The organism is Streptomyces sp. NPDC055239, assembly GCF_053606205.1.
Window position 1 is genome coordinate 1 of the sequence record NZ_JBSGRD010000022.1, and the last position, 19,848, is coordinate 19,848.

At 68.7% G+C, this 19,848-nt stretch carries 15 protein-coding genes and 1 tRNA gene; 9 read left to right on the forward strand and 7 right to left on the reverse strand.

Annotated features, from left to right (window positions below; translation table 11 throughout):
• The first annotated feature begins 166 nt into the window (after positions 1-166).
• Positions 167-1,840: a DoxX family protein gene (locus tag ACWFRJ_RS41735; RefSeq protein ID WP_453543811.1), complete on the forward strand. Its 1,674-nt coding sequence runs from the start codon at positions 167-169 to the stop codon at positions 1,838-1,840.
• A 113-nt stretch (positions 1,841-1,953) separates the two neighbouring features.
• On the opposite strand, the gene ACWFRJ_RS41740 is transcribed toward ACWFRJ_RS41735, so the two are convergent.
• The 4 genes from ACWFRJ_RS41740 to ACWFRJ_RS41755 all read right to left on the reverse strand — a co-directional run bounded on the left by ACWFRJ_RS41740 (position 1,954) and on the right by ACWFRJ_RS41755 (position 6,293).
• Complete coding sequence (locus ACWFRJ_RS41740; RefSeq protein ID WP_453543813.1) at positions 1,954-2,691, reverse strand: nucleotidyltransferase family protein; 738 nt, start codon at positions 2,689-2,691, stop codon at positions 1,954-1,956.
• Positions 2,692-2,717: 26 nt separating this feature from the next.
• Positions 2,718-3,176 (reverse strand): hypothetical protein, encoded by a 459-nt coding sequence (locus ACWFRJ_RS41745; RefSeq protein WP_453543815.1) that lies wholly within the window; start codon positions 3,174-3,176, stop codon positions 2,718-2,720.
• Positions 3,177-3,392: 216 nt separating this feature from the next.
• Positions 3,393-4,529, reverse strand: coding sequence for an ABC transporter ATP-binding protein (locus tag ACWFRJ_RS41750; protein WP_453543816.1), 1,137 nt, complete (start codon positions 4,527-4,529; stop codon positions 3,393-3,395).
• A gap of 363 nt (positions 4,530-4,892) precedes the next feature.
• Positions 4,893-6,293 (reverse strand): RNA-guided endonuclease InsQ/TnpB family protein, encoded by a 1,401-nt coding sequence (locus ACWFRJ_RS41755; protein WP_453543818.1) that lies wholly within the window; start codon positions 6,291-6,293, stop codon positions 4,893-4,895.
• A 182-nt stretch (positions 6,294-6,475) separates the two neighbouring features.
• On the opposite strand from ACWFRJ_RS41755, the gene ACWFRJ_RS41760 reads away from it, so the two are divergent.
• Together ACWFRJ_RS41760 and ACWFRJ_RS41765 are read left to right on the forward strand one after the other, a co-directional pair.
• Positions 6,476-6,547, forward strand: a tRNA-Thr gene (locus tag ACWFRJ_RS41760).
• A 137-nt stretch (positions 6,548-6,684) separates the two neighbouring features.
• On the forward strand, positions 6,685-8,595 hold the full coding sequence (locus ACWFRJ_RS41765; RefSeq protein ID WP_453543820.1) for a restriction endonuclease: 1,911 nt from the start codon (positions 6,685-6,687) through the stop codon (positions 8,593-8,595).
• 62 nt (positions 8,596-8,657) lie between these two features.
• On the opposite strand, the gene ACWFRJ_RS41770 is transcribed toward ACWFRJ_RS41765, so the two are convergent.
• Positions 8,658-10,052: an NAD(P)/FAD-dependent oxidoreductase gene (locus tag ACWFRJ_RS41770; protein ID WP_453543822.1), complete on the reverse strand. Its 1,395-nt coding sequence runs from the start codon at positions 10,050-10,052 to the stop codon at positions 8,658-8,660.
• A gap of 131 nt (positions 10,053-10,183) precedes the next feature.
• Between ACWFRJ_RS41770 and ACWFRJ_RS41775 the strand changes: the two genes are divergently transcribed.
• Complete coding sequence (locus ACWFRJ_RS41775; RefSeq protein ID WP_453543824.1) at positions 10,184-10,939, forward strand: DsbA family protein; 756 nt, start codon at positions 10,184-10,186, stop codon at positions 10,937-10,939.
• Here ACWFRJ_RS41775 and ACWFRJ_RS41780 read toward each other — a convergent pair.
• Positions 10,917-11,612, reverse strand: a complete 696-nt coding sequence (locus tag ACWFRJ_RS41780) for a rhomboid-like protein (RefSeq protein WP_453543826.1) — start codon at positions 11,610-11,612, stop codon at positions 10,917-10,919. The genes ACWFRJ_RS41775 and ACWFRJ_RS41780 overlap by 23 nt on opposite strands.
• 25 nt (positions 11,613-11,637) lie before the next feature.
• On the opposite strand from ACWFRJ_RS41780, the gene ACWFRJ_RS41785 reads away from it, so the two are divergent.
• Positions 11,638-12,561: an aminoglycoside phosphotransferase family protein gene (locus ACWFRJ_RS41785; protein WP_453543828.1), complete on the forward strand. Its 924-nt coding sequence runs from the start codon at positions 11,638-11,640 to the stop codon at positions 12,559-12,561.
• 40 nt (positions 12,562-12,601) lie between these two features.
• On the opposite strand, the gene ACWFRJ_RS41790 is transcribed toward ACWFRJ_RS41785, so the two are convergent.
• Complete coding sequence (locus ACWFRJ_RS41790) at positions 12,602-12,802, reverse strand: hypothetical protein (RefSeq protein WP_453543830.1); 201 nt, start codon at positions 12,800-12,802, stop codon at positions 12,602-12,604.
• A gap of 528 nt (positions 12,803-13,330) precedes the next feature.
• Between ACWFRJ_RS41790 and ACWFRJ_RS41795 the strand changes: the two genes are divergently transcribed.
• Genes ACWFRJ_RS41795 through sbnB form a run of 4 tightly spaced genes read left to right on the forward strand, consistent with a single transcriptional unit; the run spans position 13,331 to position 19,848 of the window.
• A complete protein-coding gene (locus ACWFRJ_RS41795; protein ID WP_453543831.1) occupies positions 13,331-15,736 on the forward strand; it encodes a Pls/PosA family non-ribosomal peptide synthetase in 2,406 nt (801 codons plus the stop codon).
• Positions 15,737-15,740: 4 nt separating this feature from the next.
• A complete protein-coding gene (locus ACWFRJ_RS41800; RefSeq protein ID WP_453543833.1) occupies positions 15,741-17,798 on the forward strand; it encodes a non-ribosomal peptide synthetase in 2,058 nt (685 codons plus the stop codon).
• 17 nt (positions 17,799-17,815) lie between these two features.
• Positions 17,816-18,823: a TauD/TfdA family dioxygenase gene (locus ACWFRJ_RS41805; protein WP_453543835.1), complete on the forward strand. Its 1,008-nt coding sequence runs from the start codon at positions 17,816-17,818 to the stop codon at positions 18,821-18,823.
• On the forward strand, positions 18,820-19,848 hold the full coding sequence (sbnB, locus tag ACWFRJ_RS41810) for a 2,3-diaminopropionate biosynthesis protein SbnB (RefSeq protein WP_453543837.1): 1,029 nt from the start codon (positions 18,820-18,822) through the stop codon (positions 19,846-19,848). Before ACWFRJ_RS41805 ends, sbnB begins: the two co-directional genes overlap by 4 nt.

The following is a 19,848-nucleotide window of genomic DNA, read 5'->3' on the forward strand; positions in this document are numbered from 1 at the left end:
GGGGGGGGGGGGGGGCCCCCGGTCCCCGGGGGGGGCGGCCGACGCCCGGCGAAGAGTCGGCGCAGAGCTGATCGCAGAGCTGACGGACAGCCGCCGAAGATCTTGACGCGGTCCGGACATTTCCGCGCGGTCAAGGCAGTGTCCTAAACACACATCACTCGGTTAGATGAGTGTGGACACCAGAACGCCCCGCAATCCCACGGGGGGAAGCTCGTCAGGGTTCGACGAAGCTCCCGCGCTGAGCATGGTGAAAGTGCCGAGCGACCCGGCGCAGGTCATCGTGAATCACGCGAGCTTCCGCGTGCAGCTCCCCACCGCGCAGCGGACCCAATCCCCGCGTATCGCACGGCACTTGAGCAATGCCGATGACACCATGTACATCCCCGCGTCCGGCTCCGCCGTGCGGCGCCGCTCGCCCGTCGTCTGGAGCGGGAAGTCCGAGCCGGGCGACCCCGGAGCCACCGGACTGCTGCAGGCGGTGCGCGGCACAGGCGTGCGCCATTCGGCCGAAGTGGGGGGCATCTCCCACGACGACGGAGGTGCCACGCAGGTCATCCCCCGCATCGACGACGACGATCTCGAGAGTACGCAGGCCACGCCTGCCGTCATCGGTCCTCGGCACCCCGAATCCGGCACCCGGCTCATCCCGCGCATGCCGGTGTCGGAGAGCGACTTCGATGAACAACGCCCCTACGGGGACGACGAGTTCGACGACGCGGACGACGAGCGCGACGAGAACGGCCGCCAGGTAGTACGGCGGCACGGGGCCGACCCCGTGCGGCACGCCTACTACCCCGGCCGCCGCATGAACCTCGGCGTCGTGCTGCTCCCCATGCGCGTCTTCCTCGGGTTCATCTCCATCTACGCCGGCATGGGCAAGCTCTGCGACCCCGTGTACTTCGACGGCGGCGAACGCGGCTCCATGGTCAAGTGGCTCAACTCGCTGCACCCCTGGACGCTCGCCGAGCCGCTGCGCGAGTTCGCCCTCTCGCACCCGGTGGGCGCGGGACTCTGCATCGCCTTCCTGCAGATCATCGTCGGCGTGCTCACGGTGCTCGGGCTCTGGCAGCGGGTCGCGGCCGGTATCGGCGTGCTCCTCTCCGCCGCGCTCCTGGTCACCGTCAGCTGGAAGACCGTCCCCGCGTACGACGCGCCGGACATCATCTATCTGGCCGCATGGTCGCCGCTCATCATCGCGGGCGCACCCGTCTACTCCGTCGACGGACGCCTCGCGGGCGAGGCCTGGCGGACGCTCGGTCCTCGCGTGGACATCTGGGAGCTGCGACGCCGTGTGCTGCGGCGCGGCGCGCTCGTCGGCGGCCTCGTCGTCGGTCTCACGCTGCTGATCGGCTCGATGCTCGGCGGCGCCGTGCGGGACGCCGACCGCGTGACCGTGCCGGGCCCCGGAGAGGCCCCGCGCAACGAACTGCCGGGCTCACCGCTCCCGCAGGAGCCCGGAAAGCAGCGACACCGCCAGGGCCAGTCGCAGAGCCCCACGGCCTCCGGGTCCCAGGCGCCGACGCAGGGCAGCTCCGCGAGCCCCACGCAGGGCGCAGGAGGGGCGGCCACCCCGGGCGCCGCGCCCGAGACCACCAACGCGGGCACCAGCCAGGGGCAGCAGCCGAGCCAGACGCAGGGCACCGGGCAGGCCCCGCCCCAGCAGTCCTCTCCCCAGCAGCCTCCGGCCTCGGCCACCGCGGGACCCACGTCCAGCGGCGGTGGCGGCAGCAGCGGCGGCGGTGCGCCCGAGGGCGGCGCGAGCAGCGGCAGCGGTGGCGGCGGCGGCGGCAGCACGGGCGGCAACAGCCGGCTCGTGGGAGGGCTGCTCGGCGGAGGCTGAGCGGACCTGCGACCTACCCACCACCCCCTACGCCGTTGGGCCCCGCACAGAGACTGTGCGGGGCCCAACGGCGTAGGGGGCTATGGGGCTATGGGGCTATGGGCGAGAGAACCTCAACCGGTCCCGGTCTGCGCCGCGAGCTCCTTGGCCGCTTCCGTCAGGTCCTTGGCCGTGTCGATCGCGCGCCAGTAGGCGCCCTGCGGCAGCGGGAAGCCCGCCAGGCTCTTCTCACGGGCCAGGCGCGGGAACGTGGTGCGCTCGTGGTCACCGCGGTCCGGCAGAAGCGCCGCGAAGGCGGAGGAGAAGACGTACACGCCCGCGTTGATCAGGTACGGCGACGGCGGGGACTCGATGAAGTCCGTGATGTGGCCGAACGCGTCCGTCTCGACGGCGCCCCACGGGATGCGGGGCCGGGCCAGGGCGAGGGTCGCGGTGGCGTCGCGCTCGGCGTGGAAGGCCGCCATGTCGCGCAGCGAGAAGCGGGTCCAGATGTCGCCGTTCGTCGCGTACCAGGGGCGGTCCGCGTACGGGAGGTGGCGGGCGGCGTACTTGAGGCCGCCGCCGCGGCCCAGGGGCTCGTTCTCGACCACCGTGGTGACGTTCAGGGGGAGGTCGGCCGACTCCAGCCACTCCTGGAGCACTTCGGCGAGATGACCGCAGGAGACGACCGCGTCCGTCACGCCCTCGGCCGCCAGCCAGGAAAGCTGATGGCCGATGATCGGGGTCCCAGTGCCAGGGATCTCGACCATCGGCTTGGGCCGGTCGTCGGTGTACGGACGCAGGCGCGAGCCCTGGCCTCCGGCCAGGACGACGGCCTGCGTGGGCTTGTGAGCGTGTGGGTCGCCGGTCATGCCGGAAACCCTACGTGCCCGCCCGATCAGCCGTTCTGATGGGCGGCGACGCCCGTCGCGAAGGACGTGTCGCAGACGGGGCGTGAATACCCCTGGGCACGGCTCGGACCGTACTTCTGGGCGGCTGCGCGGCCGAGGGCACGGGCGATGGAGACACAGTGCTTGGCGAGCGACGGATGGCGGTTCACCTCCTGTTGGAGATGGGTGAGCGCCACACCCGGGTTCCTCTCCTGGAGTTCCAGGAGGAGCCGGTCGCGCAGGAGATCCTGCGGGGCGCGGGACTTGGCCGGTACGGAAAGGTCGTCGGAGGACGCGGTGAGCATCGAATCCGAGTTGTTTCCGGACCAGTTGACGCTGGTGACCGCGAGGGTCCCGGAGAGCACCAGCATCACGGGCAGGACGAGGGCGAGCGTGCGGCCGATGCGTCGGGCGGGGCCCCGATGGGCTCGGCGCGGCTTCTGGGTGTAGTTGGCGGAGTGCGTCACGCGAGTGAGCGTAGCGGTCGGTGATGATTTGGCGACATTTAGTCACTCGGTCGAGCGACGGAGAATGAGGTTTTTCTGGTGCGGTGTTGACGGGGGCGGAGCGAAATGACCGGTCTGCCGGGGTATTTGTCGACAACGTTGACGCACGGGTAAGGGCCCCGCACCGAGGTGCGGGGCCCTTACCCGTGCTGGTCAGCCGGTTCGCCGGCTGAGTCGTCAGTCGGTGAGACGCTCACCCGTCGACGTCGAGAACACGTGGATCTCGCCCGGGCGCGGCACGACGTGCAGCTGCGTGCCCTTCTCCGGGACCTTGCGGCCGTTCACACGGACCACGAGGTCCTTGTGCTCGCCGCTGACCTCCGCGGAGCCGTAGACGTAACCGTCGGCGCCGAGCTCCTCGACGACGTTCACGGAGACGGCGAGGCCCGCCGGGGCGTCCTCGGTCGCCTTGGAGAGGGCCTTCGCGGTGGAACCGTCCTGCTCGACGATGTCGAAGTGCTCCGGGCGGACGCCGACGGTGACCGTGCGGTCACCCTTGTCGGCGGCGGCGGAGAGCGCCTCGCGGTTGACCGGCACCACGGAGTTGCCGAACTTCACGCCGCCGTCGGTGATCGGGACCTCGACGAGGTTCATGGCGGGGGAGCCGATGAAGCCCGCGACGAAGAGGTTGTTGGGGCGGTCGTACATGTTGCGCGGCGAGTCGACCTGCTGGAGCAGACCGTCCTTCAGGACGGCCACGCGGTCGCCCATCGTCATGGCCTCGACCTGGTCGTGGGTGACGTAGACGGTGGTGATGCCCAGGCGCCGCTGAAGGCTGGCGATCTGCGTACGCGTGCTCACACGCAGCTTGGCGTCGAGGTTCGACAGCGGCTCGTCCATGAGGAAGACCTGGGGCTCACGCACGATGGCGCGTCCCATGGCGACACGCTGGCGCTGACCACCGGAGAGGGCCTTCGGCTTGCGGCCGAGGTACTCGGTGAGGTCGAGGATCTTCGCCGCGTCCTCGACCTTCTGGCGGATCTCGGCCTTGTTGACGCCGGCGATCTTCAGGGCGAAGCCCATGTTGTCGGCGACGGTCATGTGCGGGTAGAGCGCGTAGTTCTGGAACACCATGGCGATGTCCCGGTCCTTGGGCGGCAGGTGCGTGACGTCGCGGTCACCGATACGGATGGCACCGCCGTTCACGTCTTCCAGGCCGGCGAGCATGCGCAGGGAGGTGGACTTTCCGCAGCCGGAGGGACCGACGAGTACGAGGAACTCGCCGTCCGCGACATCCAGCTCGAGCTGATCGACGGCGGGCTTGTCGCCACCCGGGTAGATGCGGGTCGCCTTGTCGAACGAAACAGTGGCCATGGTGAGGGCCCCCTTCACCGGCAGGAACGTGCCGGACGATCCGTTGTAAAGAGAGGAAGTGGTGTAGTCCACCTGGGTGAACTGCTCGTGACCGTACCCCGGAGGTCATACGTCTGTCAGTAGCCGGGGAGCTGTGACCTTCGAGGAAATTTTCGAGCTTGGCAGAGCAATTCACTTTTGGCTTTGCTTTGAGCTGAGGGCAGAGCACGTGATTTCTGACCTCATCTCAAGGCTTCCTGCTTCACGGCCCACAGCCGACGGACAGCGGGCTACCCCGCCATCGCGCACGGTCTTACACGAGCTCCACAGGCATTCCGGCCGACGGCCCGTCGGTCCGTACCGCACCAACCGCACCAGCCGCGCCTATGCGGCCAGCAGACACTCCTCCAGCTCCGACGACTTGATCACCGTCGGCACCTTCCGGCCCGGCGGCAGCGCGGCAGCCACCAGCCAGTACAGCCGCATTCCTTCGTCCCGGAGGTTGACCGCCGCGTTCACGTCCCGGTCGTGGACCGCACCGCACTCGGCGCACGTCCACTCCCGGACCGAGAGATCCAGCTTCGGCCCCTTCACGTGACAGGCCGAGCAGCGGCGGGTGGACGGGAAGAAGCGGTCGACCACCACCAGCGTCCGGCCGTACCACTCGCACTTGTAACGCAGCTGCCGCAACAGCTCGCCCCACCCGGCATCGATGATCGCCTGGTTGAGCTTGGCCTTGCGCTGCCTTCCCTTGCCGCGCGTCGCACGCATCAGGGTCACGACGGACAGGTCCTCCACCACGAGCACTTGGTTCTCGCGCACGAGGCGGGTGGTGAACTGATCCAGCATGTCTCTGCGTACGTCGCCGATGAGCGCGTACAGCCGGGCGATCTGCTGCCTGGCCTTCTCCCGGTTCTTCGAACCTCGTACTTTGCGGTGCAACTCACGCTGCAACCGCGCCAGCTTCTCGGCGTACCGCTTCAGCAGCCGCGGGTGATCCAACTTCGTCCCGTCGTCAAGTGTCACCAGCGACGCAAGCCCGAGATCCAGACCGACGGCTCTCGGCTCTTGCGAGCCAGGAAGAAAGGCGGTTGGCAGAGGCGCGATCTTCTCCTCCACGAGCACGGAGAGGAAGTACCGCCCCGCCCGATCCCGTGTTACCGACAGCCGGATCGGAAGCGTCTGGGCAGGCAGTGGGCGGGACCACCGCACATCCAGAGGTGACGACTGCTTGGCCAACTTGACCGAACCAGTCCCCGGTCGCTCGGGATCCTCCACCCAGCTGAACCCTGTCCGGACGTACGTCGCCGAATCCCGCGACCGGCCCTTCTTCTTCCACTTCGGATACTTCGCCGACCCCTTGAAGAAACGCGTGTACGCCTGATCCAGATGCCGCAAAGACTGCTGCAGCACCGTCGACGACACCTCCTGGAGCCAAGACGTCTCCTCCGCCCGCCGCCACCCCGTCAGAGCCCGGCACGTCTCCGCGAAGCCGACGTTCACCCGATGCCGCTCCCAGGCTCCTGAACGCAGGGCCAGACCCTCGTTGTAGACCCAGCGACAGGCGCCGAACGTCTGCTCCAACTGCGTGGCCTGGGCCTTGGTCGGATAGCAGCGGTACCGGTAGACGCGCTGCTGGGTGCCGGGCTCCTTGGCGCGGCTCTTCATAGGAGACGCCTGGCGGGCGTGGTGCTTGCGGCGGTCGGCGATGCCGAGAGCCTCGCGCTTGACGCGCTTGGCCTCTGCCCCCGATATCGCCTTCGGCTGCTCTATCGCGTCCCCCATGTACCCCTCCCCGTGTCCCGCAGTCCGATAGTCGGAACAGCGCGTCAGTCCGTTCAACGAACGGGTGCGCGGCTGGTTACGTGTGGATCTGGATGGCGGGTGGCTGGGCAACTTTGTGGCTTGGGGAAACAGGCTCTGTGTAAGGTGGAGCAGCCTTCGCGTACGGCGTTGTTGTGCGTGGTGCCGCCTTAGCTCAGCGGAAGAGCTCCCCACTTGTAATGGGAAGGTCGTCGGTTCGATTCCGACAGGCGGCTCAACGAAAAGCTCAGGTCAGAGCGCATCTGACCTGAGCTTCTCTATGTCCTGAAGTACCTCTCGTCCAACCAGTAGTCCCCGTCTCCCCCCTCCGGCACACTTGTCTTCCAGGGAGTGTGCGGGGGGAGCGAGCGATATGAGTGGTCGTTCGAGCGGCCTGATCGGGGATTGGGTCGAGGAGCAGCGCCAGCAGCAGCGTCAGCGAGAAGCGCGGCTTCGGCTGGAGTCGGAGCGGGAGCGTGATGAGGCGCGGGAGCAGCGTGCGCGTGAGCGGGACATGGTGCGGATGCAGCGTGGGCGGCAGGCCGAATACCGCAGGCGGCGTGAGACGGAGGCTCTGCGGCTGACGGATGAGCTGGAGTCCCGGGTGGAGGTCCTGTCGGGGTTCTTGGCTGCTGGGTGTCGGGCTCCGGCGTTTCGCGCTGCTTCGCTGATGCGTGCGGAGCCGGTTGTGGACCGGCGAGTGCACGATGAGCGGGTTGCTGCGCAGGCTGTGGAGGTGCGTGCGCACAACGAGCGGGTGGTCGAGATGACCGCTGCGTTGCGGGAGGGGGATCCGGCGACGGTTGTCGAGTATTTTTCGGCGGCTCTGTACGCCTCGCATGTCTGGCCTGATGGATTTCCGCGTCAGGTGGTGGCTGCGTTTGATCCGGTGGTGCGGCAGCTGGTTCTGAATTGGGAGTTGCCGGGGTACGGCGTGGTGCCGGAGGCTCGTTTGGTTCGGTATTTCGTCGGTTCGGATCAGCTGAGGGAGTTGCCGAGGCCGGCGGGGCAGCGGAGATCGTTATACAGAGGGGTGTTGGCGCAGTGTGTGTTGCTCGCCTTGCGTGATCTTTTTGCCGCCGATGAGTTCGGGGTCCTTTCGTCGGTCGCGCTGAATGGCTTTGTGGATGATTTTGATCTGGCTACGGGGCTGCGGGCGGAGGTATTTCTGGCCACGGTGATGGTTGAGGCCGAGGTGTTCGCCCGGTTGCGGCTGGAGTCGGTGGGTCCGGTGGACTGTCTCGTTGACGGGCTGCGTGGGCAGTTGGCCGTGCGGCCGGATCAGCGGGCGTCGGTGCGCCCTGCGAGGCTTCCTGATCAGTTGGGTTCTGGTGTGGTGGCGCGTGGGGGTGAGGGCGAGCCGGATCTGCTGGTGATGGATCCGGTGGAGTTCGAGGGGTTGGTTGCCGATCTGTTCCGGGCGCGTGGCATGCAGGCGGTGACGACGCAGCGCTCGCATGACGGGGGCGTGGACGTGGATGCGGTGGATCCGGATCCGATCAGTGGCGGGAAAATCGTTGTTCAGGTGAAGCGATATCGCAGTACGGTTCCGCCGAGCGCCGTGCGGGATCTGTATGGCACTGTTCAGGCGGCGGGCGCCAATAAAGGGGTGTTGGTGACGACGTCGGGATTTGGTCCTGGCTCGTATACGTTTGCCAGTGGGAAGCCGTTGACGCTGGTGGCTGGGCCTGAGTTGGTTGATCTGCTGCATCGGTGCGGGTTGCGCGGTCGTTTGGGTAATGAGGCCGGAGTGCCGGTTTCGCAGCCGGGGGTCGCTGAAGAGGTTGACGCTGAGAGTGGCGAGTACAACGTATTGGGCATGTCGTGGGCGGGCCGTGTGCCTTTGGATGTGTGTGCGCTGGTGTGTGTAGGGGGTCGTGTGCTCAGCGACAATCACTTCGTCTTCTTCAACAATCCCCAGACGCCTGATGGCTCGGTGCGGATGCTGGGTGAATTCGCTGGGGACCGGGCCGCGATCCGGGTGGCGTTCGATGAGCTGCCGGAGGAGGCCGATCGTCTGGTGCTGGTGGCTGCAGTGGATCCTGAGGCCGATCCGAATGCTGATCTTGATGGCTTTACCCAAGCCGGTATTCGTCTGCGGGACGCGGAGGGTGGGGAGTTGGATCAGGTTCCGGTGTCGGACGGGAGGCCTGGTGAGACCGCGCTGGTCCTGGGCTCGTTCAGACGCCGGGCGACCGGTGACTGGAGATTCGTGGTGGGTGGGAAGGGCTACTCGGGTGGGTTGGAGTCGCTGGTCCGGGATTTCGGGGTCGACGTCGATTAGTGGGGTGGGGCCCAGGGGAGGCGTGCGTGTGACCTGGGCCCTCGTGGTGGGTCTTCGTGCGTTCAGTGGCGGCCCGACAAGCGGTCGGCGAGGCGGGCCAGGCGGGGGGCTTGGGTCGTCGGGGTGGCTAGTTCTCGGTGGTCCGCGTTGCGGTAGGTCGCGTACATGCCGTGGACGCCCAGCCAGCGGAGCGGTTCCGGTTCCCACTTGCGGACCTTGTGGTTGACCCAGGGGAGCGTGGTGAGGTCCGTGGGGCCTGCCTGGCCCGAGTCCTGTTGGACCAGGTCGCGCAGGGTGCGGGCCGCGAGGTTGGCGGTGGCTACGCCTGAGCCTACGTAGCCGCCTGCCCAGCCCAGGCCCGTCGCGCGGTCCAGGGTGACCGTGGCGCACCAGTCGCGGGGGACGCCGAGGACGCCGGACCAGGCGTGGGCGACCTGTACTCCGGCCAGTTGGGGGAAGAAGCGGGTCAGGATGTCGCGTAGGGCTTCGATTGTCGGCGGTTGGGTGCGGCCGTCGTTGTCCGTTCTGGAGGCGAAGCGGTAGGGGACGCCTCGGCCGCCGAGCGCGATGCGGCCGTCCGCCGTGCGCTGGGCGTACATGTACGCGTGTGCCATGTCGCCGAGCGTTTCGCGGCCTTCCCAGCCGATCGACTCCCATTGGGCGTCGGTGAGGGGGGCTGTCGCGATCATGGACGAGTTCATGGGGAGCCAGGTGCGGCGTTGGCCCTTGAGGGATGCCGTGAAGCCCTCCGTGCAGCGCAGGATGTACGGCGCGCGGACCGTTCCGTACGGGGTGATCGCGTGCTTCGGCTTGATCTCCGTGACCGGTGTTGATTCGTGGATCGTCACGCCGAGGGACTGGACGGCGGCTGCCAGGCCCTGCACCAGTTTCACCGGGTGCAGGCGTGCGCCGTGCGGGGTCCAGGTGGAGCCGACGGCGCCCGAGACGCGGATCCGGTCGGCCGTCTCGCGGGCGCCCAGCAGGGTGCGGTCCTTCTCGCCGTATGCGAGTTCCGTGGTGTGGAAGTCCTTCAGGCGCGTCAACTGGGCTGGCGTGTAGGCCACTTCGAGTACGCCGCCGTGGTGGATGTCCGCGTCGATCTGCTCTTCGGCAGCCGTTCGGATCACTTCCGTCACGGTGTCGTTCATCGCCTCCTGGAGGCGGATCGCCGCGTCCTTGCCGTGCAGGCGGGCGTAGCGGTCGCGGCCCGCGATGCCGTTGTAGAGCCAGCCGCCGTTGCGGCCCGAGGCTCCGTAGCCGCAGAACTTCTGTTCAAGGACGGTGATGCGGAGGAAGGGGGCGGCCTTCTTCAGGTAGTACGCGGTCCATAGGCCCGTGTAGCCGCCGCCGACTATGCAGACGTCGGCACTCTCGTCGCCCGGCAGGGGTTCACGGGGGGCCGGGGTGCCGTGGTCCGCGTACCAGAACGAGATGCCGCCGTTGATCGTGCTGCTCATGGGCCGGACGTTACTGCGCTGGTGGGGGCTTTGGGGAGGGCCGTGGCGTGCGGTTTCGGGGTGGAGGGTCCGATACGTTGATGCGGTGCGTGGCGGAGTGTCATGTGCCTTGATCCTGGAGGACTGTTCAGATGGCCGTACGCAAGGCCGGGCGCATCGTCGCCGCGGTGGCCGCCACCGCATTTCTCGCCGGGGGCGCAGCCGCCTGTGGGCCCGATGACCTCACGGGCGGGGGCAGCGACGACAAGGCGTCGGCCTCCGCGTCCGAGTCCGCCGGTGGGCCCGAGGCGAAGGAGCCGCCGGCTGGTACCGAGGCGCTCGCGAAGACGCCCGCCACCGTGAAGGGTGGCGTGATCACGGTCGGCGACCCGAAGGCGGGGCACACGGTCAAGCTGTACGAGGACGCGCGCTGCCCGATCTGCAAGAAGTTCGAGGAGTCCGGTGCGCAGGCGCTGGTGAAGCCGGTGGCCGAGGGGAAGGTGAAGGTCGAGTACACGCTGGCCTCGTTCCTCGACAACAACCTCGGTGGCAGCGGTTCGGTCAACGCGGCGAACGCGTTGCGGGCGTCGGTCGATGCGGGCAAGTTCCCGCAGTACCACGCGGCGGTCTACGCCAACCAGGCCGAGACGGAGACCGACGACGCTTACACGCCCGCCTTCTTGTTGAAGATCGCGGAGAAGGTGGACGGGCTGCGGGGTGCCGAGTTCGACAAGGCCGTGCAGAAGGGGACGTACAAGAAGTGGGTCGGTGAGGCGATGAAGGCTTTCACCGATGACGGCATGCAGGGCACGCCGACCGTCCTGATCGACGGCAACAAGGTGCACAGCGACGCGCTCTTCAGCCAGGACGCGTTCGCCAAGGAGCTCAAGGGTTCCGGGATCTCCTGACCGTCCACGTCCTTGGTGGCGGGCGTACGGCGCTCCGTGTCAGCGGGAAGCAGGCCAGGCCGATCAGGACCGAGGTGAAGTGGCCCAGGTCGGTGAAGGTTCTGCCGGTGATCAGCGGGGTGCCGTACACGGTGAGGACGATCAGGAGGTACGCGTATCTCCAGGGCGAGGGGACCCAGTAGGTGAGGGTCGCGACGACGCCCGCGAGGGCGTAACTCACGCCGACGTCCAGGGTTTTGACGGAGGACGTGGGTGCGGCGCCGTGGTGGATCGCGAGCGCGAGGACGCCTTCGCTGATGAGGGTGGCCATGACGTGTGCGCTCGCGGCCACCGCGAGCCAGCGCGCCGTGCCGAGCCAGCGTTCGGCGGTGGCGTGGAAGACGGTGTAGAGGAAGACGTACGGAAGCCAGCCGCCGCCGTCGATCCAGAACGCGCTGGAGACCAGGACGCGGATGGGGTTCTGCGACAGTTCGTGGATGTTCGTGGAGCGTTGGCGCAAGAAGTCGTTCTCGAAATCCGGTGACATGTGGTGCATCGCGACCGTGGTGACGAAGAGGATCGCGAGCCAGATGTACGTTCCGGGGGCGCTGCGAATGTAGGCGAGGACGGCCCGACCCGCGGTCTTTGCGGTCCTCGCAGCTCTCGTAGCCCTTGCAGCCTTTGCAGTCTTCATGGCTCTCGTGCCCAGGATAATCCGCATGCGGCGATTCACCCACGCCGGTAACGTCGCGGGCGTGATCGACATTCGTATTCCGGACGGGCTGATCGAGTCGCAGTACGCGTACGCCGGGGAGCCGGGCCGTGCCTTTATCGCGGCGCTGCCCGCGCGGGTCGCGGAGTTCGTCGAGCGGTGGGATCTGACGGTCGACGGGCCCTCGATGCACGGGATGGCGGCGCTCGTCCTGCCCGTGGTGCGGCGGGACGGCACCCCCGCCGCGGTGAAGTTCCAGCTCCTCGACGAGGAGACCGAGGGGGAGCCGGTCGGGCTTCGGGTGTGGGACGGCGACGGGGCCGTGCGGTTGCTGGACTACGACGACGGCAGTGGCACGATGCTGCTCGAACGGCTGGATTCCGGGCGGATGTTGTCGACGATGGCGGATACGCACAGGGCCGTGCTCGTCATTGCCGAGTTGCTCGCGCGGCTCACCGCGGTGGCGGCGCCGGAGGGGATGCGGCGGCTCGGGGACATCGCGGGGGAGATGGTCGACGATCTGCCGGGGGCGCTGAGGGCGATCCCCGATCCGGTGGAGCGGGCGATCGTGGAGCGGTGCGGGGGCGCGGTGCGCGAGGTCATGGGGGAGCCCGGTGACCGGCTGTTGCACTGGGACCTGCACTTCGAGAACGTCCTTGCCGCCGAGCGTGAGCCGTGGCTCGCCATCGACCCGAAGCCGCTGGCCGGGGATCCCGGGTTCGATCTCTGGCCCGCGCTCAACAACCGTTTCGACGCGGGCGACGTGCTGTGGCGGTTCGACGCGATGAGCGAGGTGCTTGGGCTCGACCGGGAGCGGGCGAAGGCCTGGACGCTGGGGCGGTTGTTGCAGAACGCGTTGTGGGAGGTCGAGGACGGGCGGTCGCTCGACGAGGAGGATCTGGAGATCGCGCGGTTGTTGTTGGCACGCTGACGGCCTGCGCTCTCCCTCTGCCTCACCCCCGCCCTCTCCCTCAACCCTCACCCTCACCCTCTGCCTCTCCCTCACCCTCTTGCCTCTCCCTCCGCACCGGCGCGTTCACGTCGGTCGCGGGGTCCAGGGTGCGGTGCTCCACGTACGAGTTGACGGTGTTCATCCGCAACGGCCAGGCGGTCCTGCGCTGCGAGGCGTTCTGGTGGAGAACGCGGGCAGCGGTGCCGTCCGGTCGGGTCATGCGACAGAAATGGTGCGGCAACTCGTGAGGGATTTCACGAATGAATGTCTTTCCGATTTCTGTCATGGCCGCGCTGACCGGATATTGCGGTAGCTGAAAGCGGAAGCGGCACCGGTAAATGCACTGTCCTTCCGGTGAGTTCCCCGGTACGGCGTTCGGGCCGTCTCGAAAGCGGGCATGAGCGCGTCATGTGAAGGCCATCGGAAATGGCCAATGCTCGAAACCGACTTGAAGCGTTCATGAATCACCCGAAAGAATCTCGATCGTATTCAGTGCGTATACCAGCGGCCGACCGATCGAACATCGACCGACCAAACGCCGACCGATCGAACACCGATCGATCGGACACCGGCCGGCAGCGCACAGTCCGGGGGGACTTACACGGGGGAACACTCGAGGTCATCGGCCGTGACCCGCTTCATCCGCGTTGCTCCTCACGCTCGCAGCACATCCAACCCGCACTCGATTCGCGCTCGTTCCGGCATTCCAGAAAGGCGCGAAACACGAGTAACAGCACGAGGAGTTCATGTGCCGAACGGCACCGAACGCGTTCTCGCCGAAGTCCTTGCCGGTGTCGTCCGTGTGGACGACGTCGCACCTGACAGTCACTTCTTCGACGATCTGTGCGCCAACTCTCTTGTCATGGCCCACTTCTGTGCCCGGGTACGCAAACACGCGGACCTGCCGGCGGTGTCGATGAAGGATGTCTACGGCCACCCGACGATCCGCAGTCTGGCCGCCGCCCTCGACGAGGCGCCCGTCGCGAAGGTGATCGAGCCCGAGCCGCCTCCGCCACCCGGCAGTACACCCCGCTATCTCGTGTGCGGAGCACTGCAGTTGCTCGCCTTCGCCCTGTACTGCGTGGGGGCCGGGATGATCACCGCCCGGGGTTTCGCGTGGGTCTTCGCGGGCGCCGGCTTCGTCGACGTCTACGTACGCTCGGCGCTGTTCGGCGCAGCGGTGTTCCTCGGCGCGTGCATCGTGCCCGTGGCGGCGAAGTGGCTGCTCGTCGGCCGCTGGCGGGAGACCGAGTTCCCGGTGTGGAGCCTCGCCTACTTCCGCTTCTGGCTGGTGAAGTCGCTGCTGCACGCGAACCCGATGGCAGTGTTCGTCGGCAACCCGGTCTACGTGCTGTACCTGCGGCTGCTCGGCGCGCGGATCGGTCCCGGGGTCACGATCCTCTCCCACTCCGTCCCGGTCTGCACCGATCTGCTGACGATCGGCGGGGGCACCGTGATTCGCAAGGAGGCCTACTTCCTGGGCTACCGGGCCCACGCCGGCGTCATCCGCACGGGCCCTGTCACCCTCGGCCGGGACGTCTTCGTCGGCGAGAAAACGGTCCTCGACATCGGTACGTCGATGGGGGACGGCTCCCAGCTGGGCCACGCGTCGGCGCTGTACGACGGCGCCGCGGTGCCCGCCGGGCAGCACTGGCACGGCTCCCCGGCCGAGCGCACCGGCGTCGACTACGTCCGCGTACCGGCGGCATCCTGCTCCACTCCGCGCCGGGCCCTGTTCGCGGTGGGCGGGCTGCTCCAGGCGCTCCTCGTCGTCGTGCCGCTCGCGATCGGCGGCACCGAACTGCTGCTGACCGAAGCACCCGCGCTCGACGTGCTGCTCGAACCCGACACGCACGACCTGACCTCGGCCGCGTTCTACGTCGAGGCGCTCGGTCTGTCGATCGTCGGCTTCCTGGCGTTCCTCCTCATCGGCCTCGCCGCCGTGTCCCTGGTGCCGCGCGTGCTGCGGCCGATGCTGCGCCCGGACCGCGTCTATCCGCTGTACGGCGCGCACTACTCGGTGCAGCGCGCGATCGCCCGGATGACCAACATCAAGTTCTTCAAGTGGCTGTGCGGCGACAGCTCGTACATCGTCCCCTACCTGCGGGCCATCGGATACGACCTCTCGCACGTGGAGCAGACCGGCTCCAACTTCGGCACCGAGGTGCAGCACGAGTCGCCGTACCTGGCCAAGGTCGGCAGCGGCACGATGGTCGCCGACGGTCTGTCGATCATGAACGCCGACTTCTCCGCGACCTCGTTCCGCGTCTCACACGCGTCGATCGGGTCGCACAACTTCCTCGGCAACCACATCGTCTACCCGGCGGGCGGCCGTACCGGCGCGAACTGCCTGCTCGCGACGAAGGTGATGATCCCGCTGGAGGGACCGGTCCGCGAGGGCGTGGGGCTGCTCGGCTCGCCGCCCTTCGAGATCCCGCGCACCGTGGAGCGCGACACCCGCTTCGACCATCTGCGCGAAGGCGCCGAGCTGCACCGCGGGCTTTCGGCGAAGAACCGCTACAACCTGCGCTCGATGGCGCTGCACCTGTTCCTGCGGTGGCTGCACTGGTTCGCGCTGACGGCGATCGCGTTCGCCGCCTTCGACCTGTACGACGTGGCAGGCGGGCTGCTCATCGGCGCCTCCATGGTCGTCGGCCTGGCGTTCAGCACCGGCTACTACATCCTGATCGAGCGGCTGATCTGCCGCTTCCGGCCGCTCGTTCCGCAGCTGTGCTCGATCTACGACCCGTACTTCCGGTGGCACGAGCGGCTGTGGAAGGTGCCCGACAACCACCTCGTGGTGTTCAACGGGACTCCGTTCAAGAACGTGGTGTGGCGGCTGCTCGGCGTACGGATCGGCCGCCGGGTCTTCGACGACGGCGCCTCCATCACCGAGCGCACGCTGGTGTCGATCGGCGACGACGTCACCCTCGCCGCGCACACCAAGGTGCAGGCCCACTCGCAGGAGGACGGCACCTTCAAGTCCGACCGCATCGCCATCGGCGCGGGCTGCACGCTCGGCACCGGAGCGCTGGTGCACTACGGCGTGACGCTGGGCGAAGGCTCGGTGCTCGCCCCCGACTCCTTCCTGATGAAGGGCGGACAGGTGCCCCCACGGGCGCGGTGGGGCGGCAACCCGGCGGCGGGGAGGTAGGGCCATGACCACGATCCCGCAGTGGACGCGCACCCCGAGTCCGGGCACGGCGGAGTACGAAGTGCCGTTGCCCAAGGGCCTGTTGGCCTCCCCGTCCGCTCTGACGGCCGCGCACGAGCGCGTGCTCGCCGAGCTGTCCGCCGAGCGCGACGACACCGCGCTCGCGGTGAGCGTCACGGGCCGCGTCCTGCGGCTGCGCTACCGCACGGACGTCCTCGACCGCGAGGCCGCGGGCCGGATCGCCGGATACCACCTCGCCGCGCTCGCCGACCCCGGCCGCCGGAGCCTGCTCTCCGAGGCCGAACTGCGCTTCCAGCTGGAGGAGTTGGCGGGCCCGCACCGCACGCTGCCCGACCGGCGCGTGCACGAGCTGTTCGAGGAGCGGGCGGCGGCGCACCCGGACGCGGTGGCCGTCGTCGCGCGGGACGGGCAGTGGACGTACGGGGAGCTCAACTCCCGGGCCAACAGAATCGGCCGGGCGCTGCTCGCGCGCGGGCTGCGGCCCGAGGGCGTCGTCGCGGTGGTGACCGAGCGGACCATGGACTGGATGGCCGCCGTCCTCGGCGTCCTCAAGGCGGGCGGCGTGTATCTGCCCGTCGAGCCGCACTTTCCCGCCGCCCGTATCGCGAGAACTCTCACCCGGGCCGGCTGCGACCTCGTCATCGCCGACGAGGACGGCACCTTCTCCGTCGCGGACGCCTGCGCCGAGGGCCACCAGGACGGCGATCTCGGCCTGCCCGTCGCGGCGGACCAACTGGCGTACATCTACTTCACGTCCGGCTCCACCGGCGAGCCCAAGGGCGCGATGTGCGAGCACGCGGGGTTCCTGAACCACGTACTCGCCAAACTCGACGACCTCGGCGTCGGCGCGGGACAGGTGGTGGCGCAGACCGCGCCCCAGTGCTTCGACATCTCCCTGTGGCAGCTGCTCTCCGCGCTGCTCGTGGGCGGGCGGACGCTGCTTGTGGAGCAGGACGCGATCCTGGACGTGCCGCGCTTCGTGGACACCGTCGAGCGCGGCCGGGTCAATGTGCTCCAGGTGGTGCCGTCGTATCTGGAGGCCGTCCTGGCCGAGCTGGACGCCCGCCCCCGCGAACTGCCCGATCTGCACTGTGTGTCGGTGACCGGCGAGGCGGTGAAGAAGGAGCTGGTACGGCGCTGGTTCACCGCCCGGCCCGGGGTCCGGCTCGTCAACGCCTACGGGCTTACCGAGACGTCCGACGACACCAACCACGAGGTCATGGACCGGGTGCCGGAGCACGACAGGGTCCCGCTCGGCCGGCCCGTCGCCAACGTACGGATCTACGTCGTCGGAGAGGACCTGGTGCCCGTGCCGCTCGGGGCGCCCGGCGAGATCGTCTTCTCGGGGATCTGCGTCGGGCGCGGCTACGTGAACGACCCCGAGCGCACCAAGGCGGCGTTCGGCCAGGATCCGTACCGGCCGGGCGAGCGGATCTACCGCAGCGGCGACCACGGACGCTGGCTGCCCGACGGGAAGCTGGAGTTCCTGGGCCGCCGGGACGGCCAGGTGAAGATCCGTGGGTTCCGCGTCGAGATCGGCGAGATCGAGAACGCGCTCCTTCGCGTGGACGGCGTCCGCGACGGTGCGGTGATCGTCGTACGGGGCACGCAGCTCGCCGCGTTCTGCGCGGGACCGCGACCGGTGGACGCGGGGGTCGTGCGGGAACGCCTCGCCGCGTCGCTGCCCGCCTACATGGTCCCGGCCGTCGTGCACTGGCGTGAGCGGCTGCCGCTGACCGCCAACGGCAAGACCGACCGCCGGGTGCTCACCGCGCTCGCCGAGCAGCTCGCCGGCGGCACCGACCTGCCCCGCACGGACATCGAGCGCCGGCTCTCCGCCGCCTGGGCCGACGTGCTCGGCGTCCCCGTCGGCCGGATCGGCCGACGCGACCACTTCTTCGACCTCGGCGGCTCCTCGCTCTCCGCCGTGAAGCTGGTGATCGCCCTGGACCGGGTGATCAGCCTCAAGGACGTCATCGACCATCCGGTCCTGGCGGATCTCGCGGAACTGCTCGACCGGACGACCGCTCAGCGCCGATGAAACGAAGGGAATACTCGATGCACAGCTCGACTCCGTCCCCGCTACCGGACGACATCACGCTCGTACCGGGCAGCCCACCCCTGCTGAGCGCCGCCACCGGCGGTGACCCGGAGGGCTGGGCTGCCGAGCACCACGACGCGCTGCGGGCCGCCGTCGCCGCCCACGGCTCTGTCCTGGTCCGCGGTCTCGGCCTCGCCGAACCCGACGCCGTGACAGGCGTCTTCCGGCGCCTTGCCCACACCCTGATGCCCGACCGGGAGCCGTTCGCGCCCCGGCGCAGGTACACGGAGGGCGTGTACTCGTCCACCAAGTGGCCGCCCAACCAGCAGATGTGCATGCACCACGAGATGAGTTACGCCCTGGAGTTCCCCGGCATGCTCCTGTTCGCCTGCCTCGAGGCGCCCGCCTCCGGCGGGGCGACCGGTGTCGCCGACGGGGCGGCCGTCCTCGACGCGCTGCCCGCCGAGCTGACCGAGCGGTTCGAGAAGGAGGGCTGGATCCTCGCACGGTCGTACCAGGACGAGATCGGGGCGTCGGCCGCCGAGGCGTTCGGCACCGACGACCGCGACGCCGTCTCCCGGTACTGCCGTGACCACGCCATCGACTTCGAGTGGCGGTCCGACGGCTCGCTGCGCACCCGCCAGCTCCGCAGCGCCGTGATCCACCACCCGGTCGGTGGCCGCCGCCTCTGGTTCAACCAGATCGCCTTTCTCAGCGAGTGGACGATGGACGCCGAGGTGCGCGAGTACCTCACCGACGTCTACGGCCCCGACGGGCTGCCGTTCACGACGCGCTTCGGCAACGGAGATCCGATCGGCGAGGACGTCGTCCGCGCGATCAACGAGGTGTACGACGCGCACACCCTCCGCGAGCCGTGGCGCTCCGGCGACCTGCTGCTCGTCGACAACCTGCGCACGGCGCACAGCAGGGAGCCCTTCGACGGCCCGCGTGAGGTCCTGGCCGGACTCGCCGACCCGGTCAGGATCGCCGACTGCGCGCCCACGGTCGAGGTGAGCACCGCATGACCGGCACCGCTCCGGCCTTCGCGGTGATATCCGGCCGTCAGGTCCAACAGGCTCTGGAAACAAGGGAAGTAGAGATCGCCGGGCTCATCGAGGCCGTGTACAGGCTGCACGGCGCGGGCGAGACGGTGAACCCGCCGTCGTACTTCCTGCGCTTCCCGGACCGTCCGTCGGCGCGGATCATCGCGCTGCCCGCCTCGCTCGGCGGGCCGCTGCGGGTGGACGGCCTGAAGTGGATCTCCAGCTTTCCCGGCAATACGGGCTCGGGCCTGCCCCGGGCGTCGGCCGTACTGATCCTCAACGATCCCGACACCGGATACCCGTACGCCTGCCTGGAGAGCTCGGTCATCAGCGCCACCCGCACGGCGTCGTCCGCGGTGCTCGCCGCCGACCGGCTGAGCCGCACAAGGACCCGTCCGGCGCGCGTCGGCTTCCTCGGCACCGGCCTCATCGCCCGCTACGTCCACACCCATCTCGCCGCCAACGGCTGGGAGTTCGACGAGACGGGCGTGCACGATCTGTCCGCGGACAGCGCGGCCGGGTTCTGCGGCTATCTGGAGCGGGCCGGGACCAAGGGGCGGATCACGGTGCACGACACCGCCGAGACCCTGATCCGCGAGAGCGACCTCCTTGTCGTGGCGACGATCGCCGCCGAGCCGCACGTCCACGACCCGTCGTGGTTCGACCACCACCCGCTGGTGCTGCACCTCTCGCTGCGCGACCTCGCGCCCGAGATCCTGCTGGCATCGGCCAATGTCGTCGATGACGTCGAGCACTGTCTCAAGGCGAACACCTCCCCGCACCTGGCCGAACAGCTCACCGGCAAGCGGGAGTTCATCGACGGCACGCTGGAGGACGTACTTTCCGGACGGGTCACCGTACCGGCGGACCGCACGGTGGTGTTCTCACCCTTCGGTCTGGGGGTACTCGACCTCGCGGTCGGCCGCTTCGTCCACGACGAGGTGGCCCGGCGAGACGAACTCCACGTCGTCGACGGGTTTTTCACCGAGTTGAGCCGGTACGGCTGA

What these genes read in the sequence shown, in the direction of transcription:
- ACWFRJ_RS41735 (WP_453543811.1), top strand. Translation starts at nt 167, where the DNA reads ATGAGTGTGGACACCAGAACGCCCCGCAATCCCACGGGGGGAAGCTCG.
- ACWFRJ_RS41740 (WP_453543813.1), bottom strand. Translation starts at nt 2,691, where the DNA reads ATGACCGGCGACCCACACGCTCACAAGCCCACGCAGGCCGTCGTCCTG.
- ACWFRJ_RS41750 (WP_453543816.1), bottom strand. Translation starts at nt 4,529, where the DNA reads ATGGCCACTGTTTCGTTCGACAAGGCGACCCGCATCTACCCGGGTGGC.
- ACWFRJ_RS41755 (WP_453543818.1), bottom strand. Translation starts at nt 6,293, where the DNA reads ATGGGGGACGCGATAGAGCAGCCGAAGGCGATATCGGGGGCAGAGGCC.
- ACWFRJ_RS41765 (WP_453543820.1), top strand. Translation starts at nt 6,685, where the DNA reads ATGAGTGGTCGTTCGAGCGGCCTGATCGGGGATTGGGTCGAGGAGCAG.
- ACWFRJ_RS41770 (WP_453543822.1), bottom strand. Translation starts at nt 10,052, where the DNA reads ATGAGCAGCACGATCAACGGCGGCATCTCGTTCTGGTACGCGGACCAC.
- ACWFRJ_RS41775 (WP_453543824.1), top strand. Translation starts at nt 10,184, where the DNA reads ATGGCCGTACGCAAGGCCGGGCGCATCGTCGCCGCGGTGGCCGCCACC.
- ACWFRJ_RS41780 (WP_453543826.1), bottom strand. Translation starts at nt 11,612, where the DNA reads ATGAAGACTGCAAAGGCTGCAAGGGCTACGAGAGCTGCGAGGACCGCA.
- ACWFRJ_RS41785 (WP_453543828.1), top strand. Translation starts at nt 11,638, where the DNA reads ATGCGGCGATTCACCCACGCCGGTAACGTCGCGGGCGTGATCGACATT.
- ACWFRJ_RS41790 (WP_453543830.1), bottom strand. Translation starts at nt 12,802, where the DNA reads ATGACCCGACCGGACGGCACCGCTGCCCGCGTTCTCCACCAGAACGCC.
- ACWFRJ_RS41800 (WP_453543833.1), top strand. Translation starts at nt 15,741, where the DNA reads ATGACCACGATCCCGCAGTGGACGCGCACCCCGAGTCCGGGCACGGCG.
- ACWFRJ_RS41805 (WP_453543835.1), top strand. Translation starts at nt 17,816, where the DNA reads ATGCACAGCTCGACTCCGTCCCCGCTACCGGACGACATCACGCTCGTA.
- sbnB (WP_453543837.1), top strand. Translation starts at nt 18,820, where the DNA reads ATGACCGGCACCGCTCCGGCCTTCGCGGTGATATCCGGCCGTCAGGTC.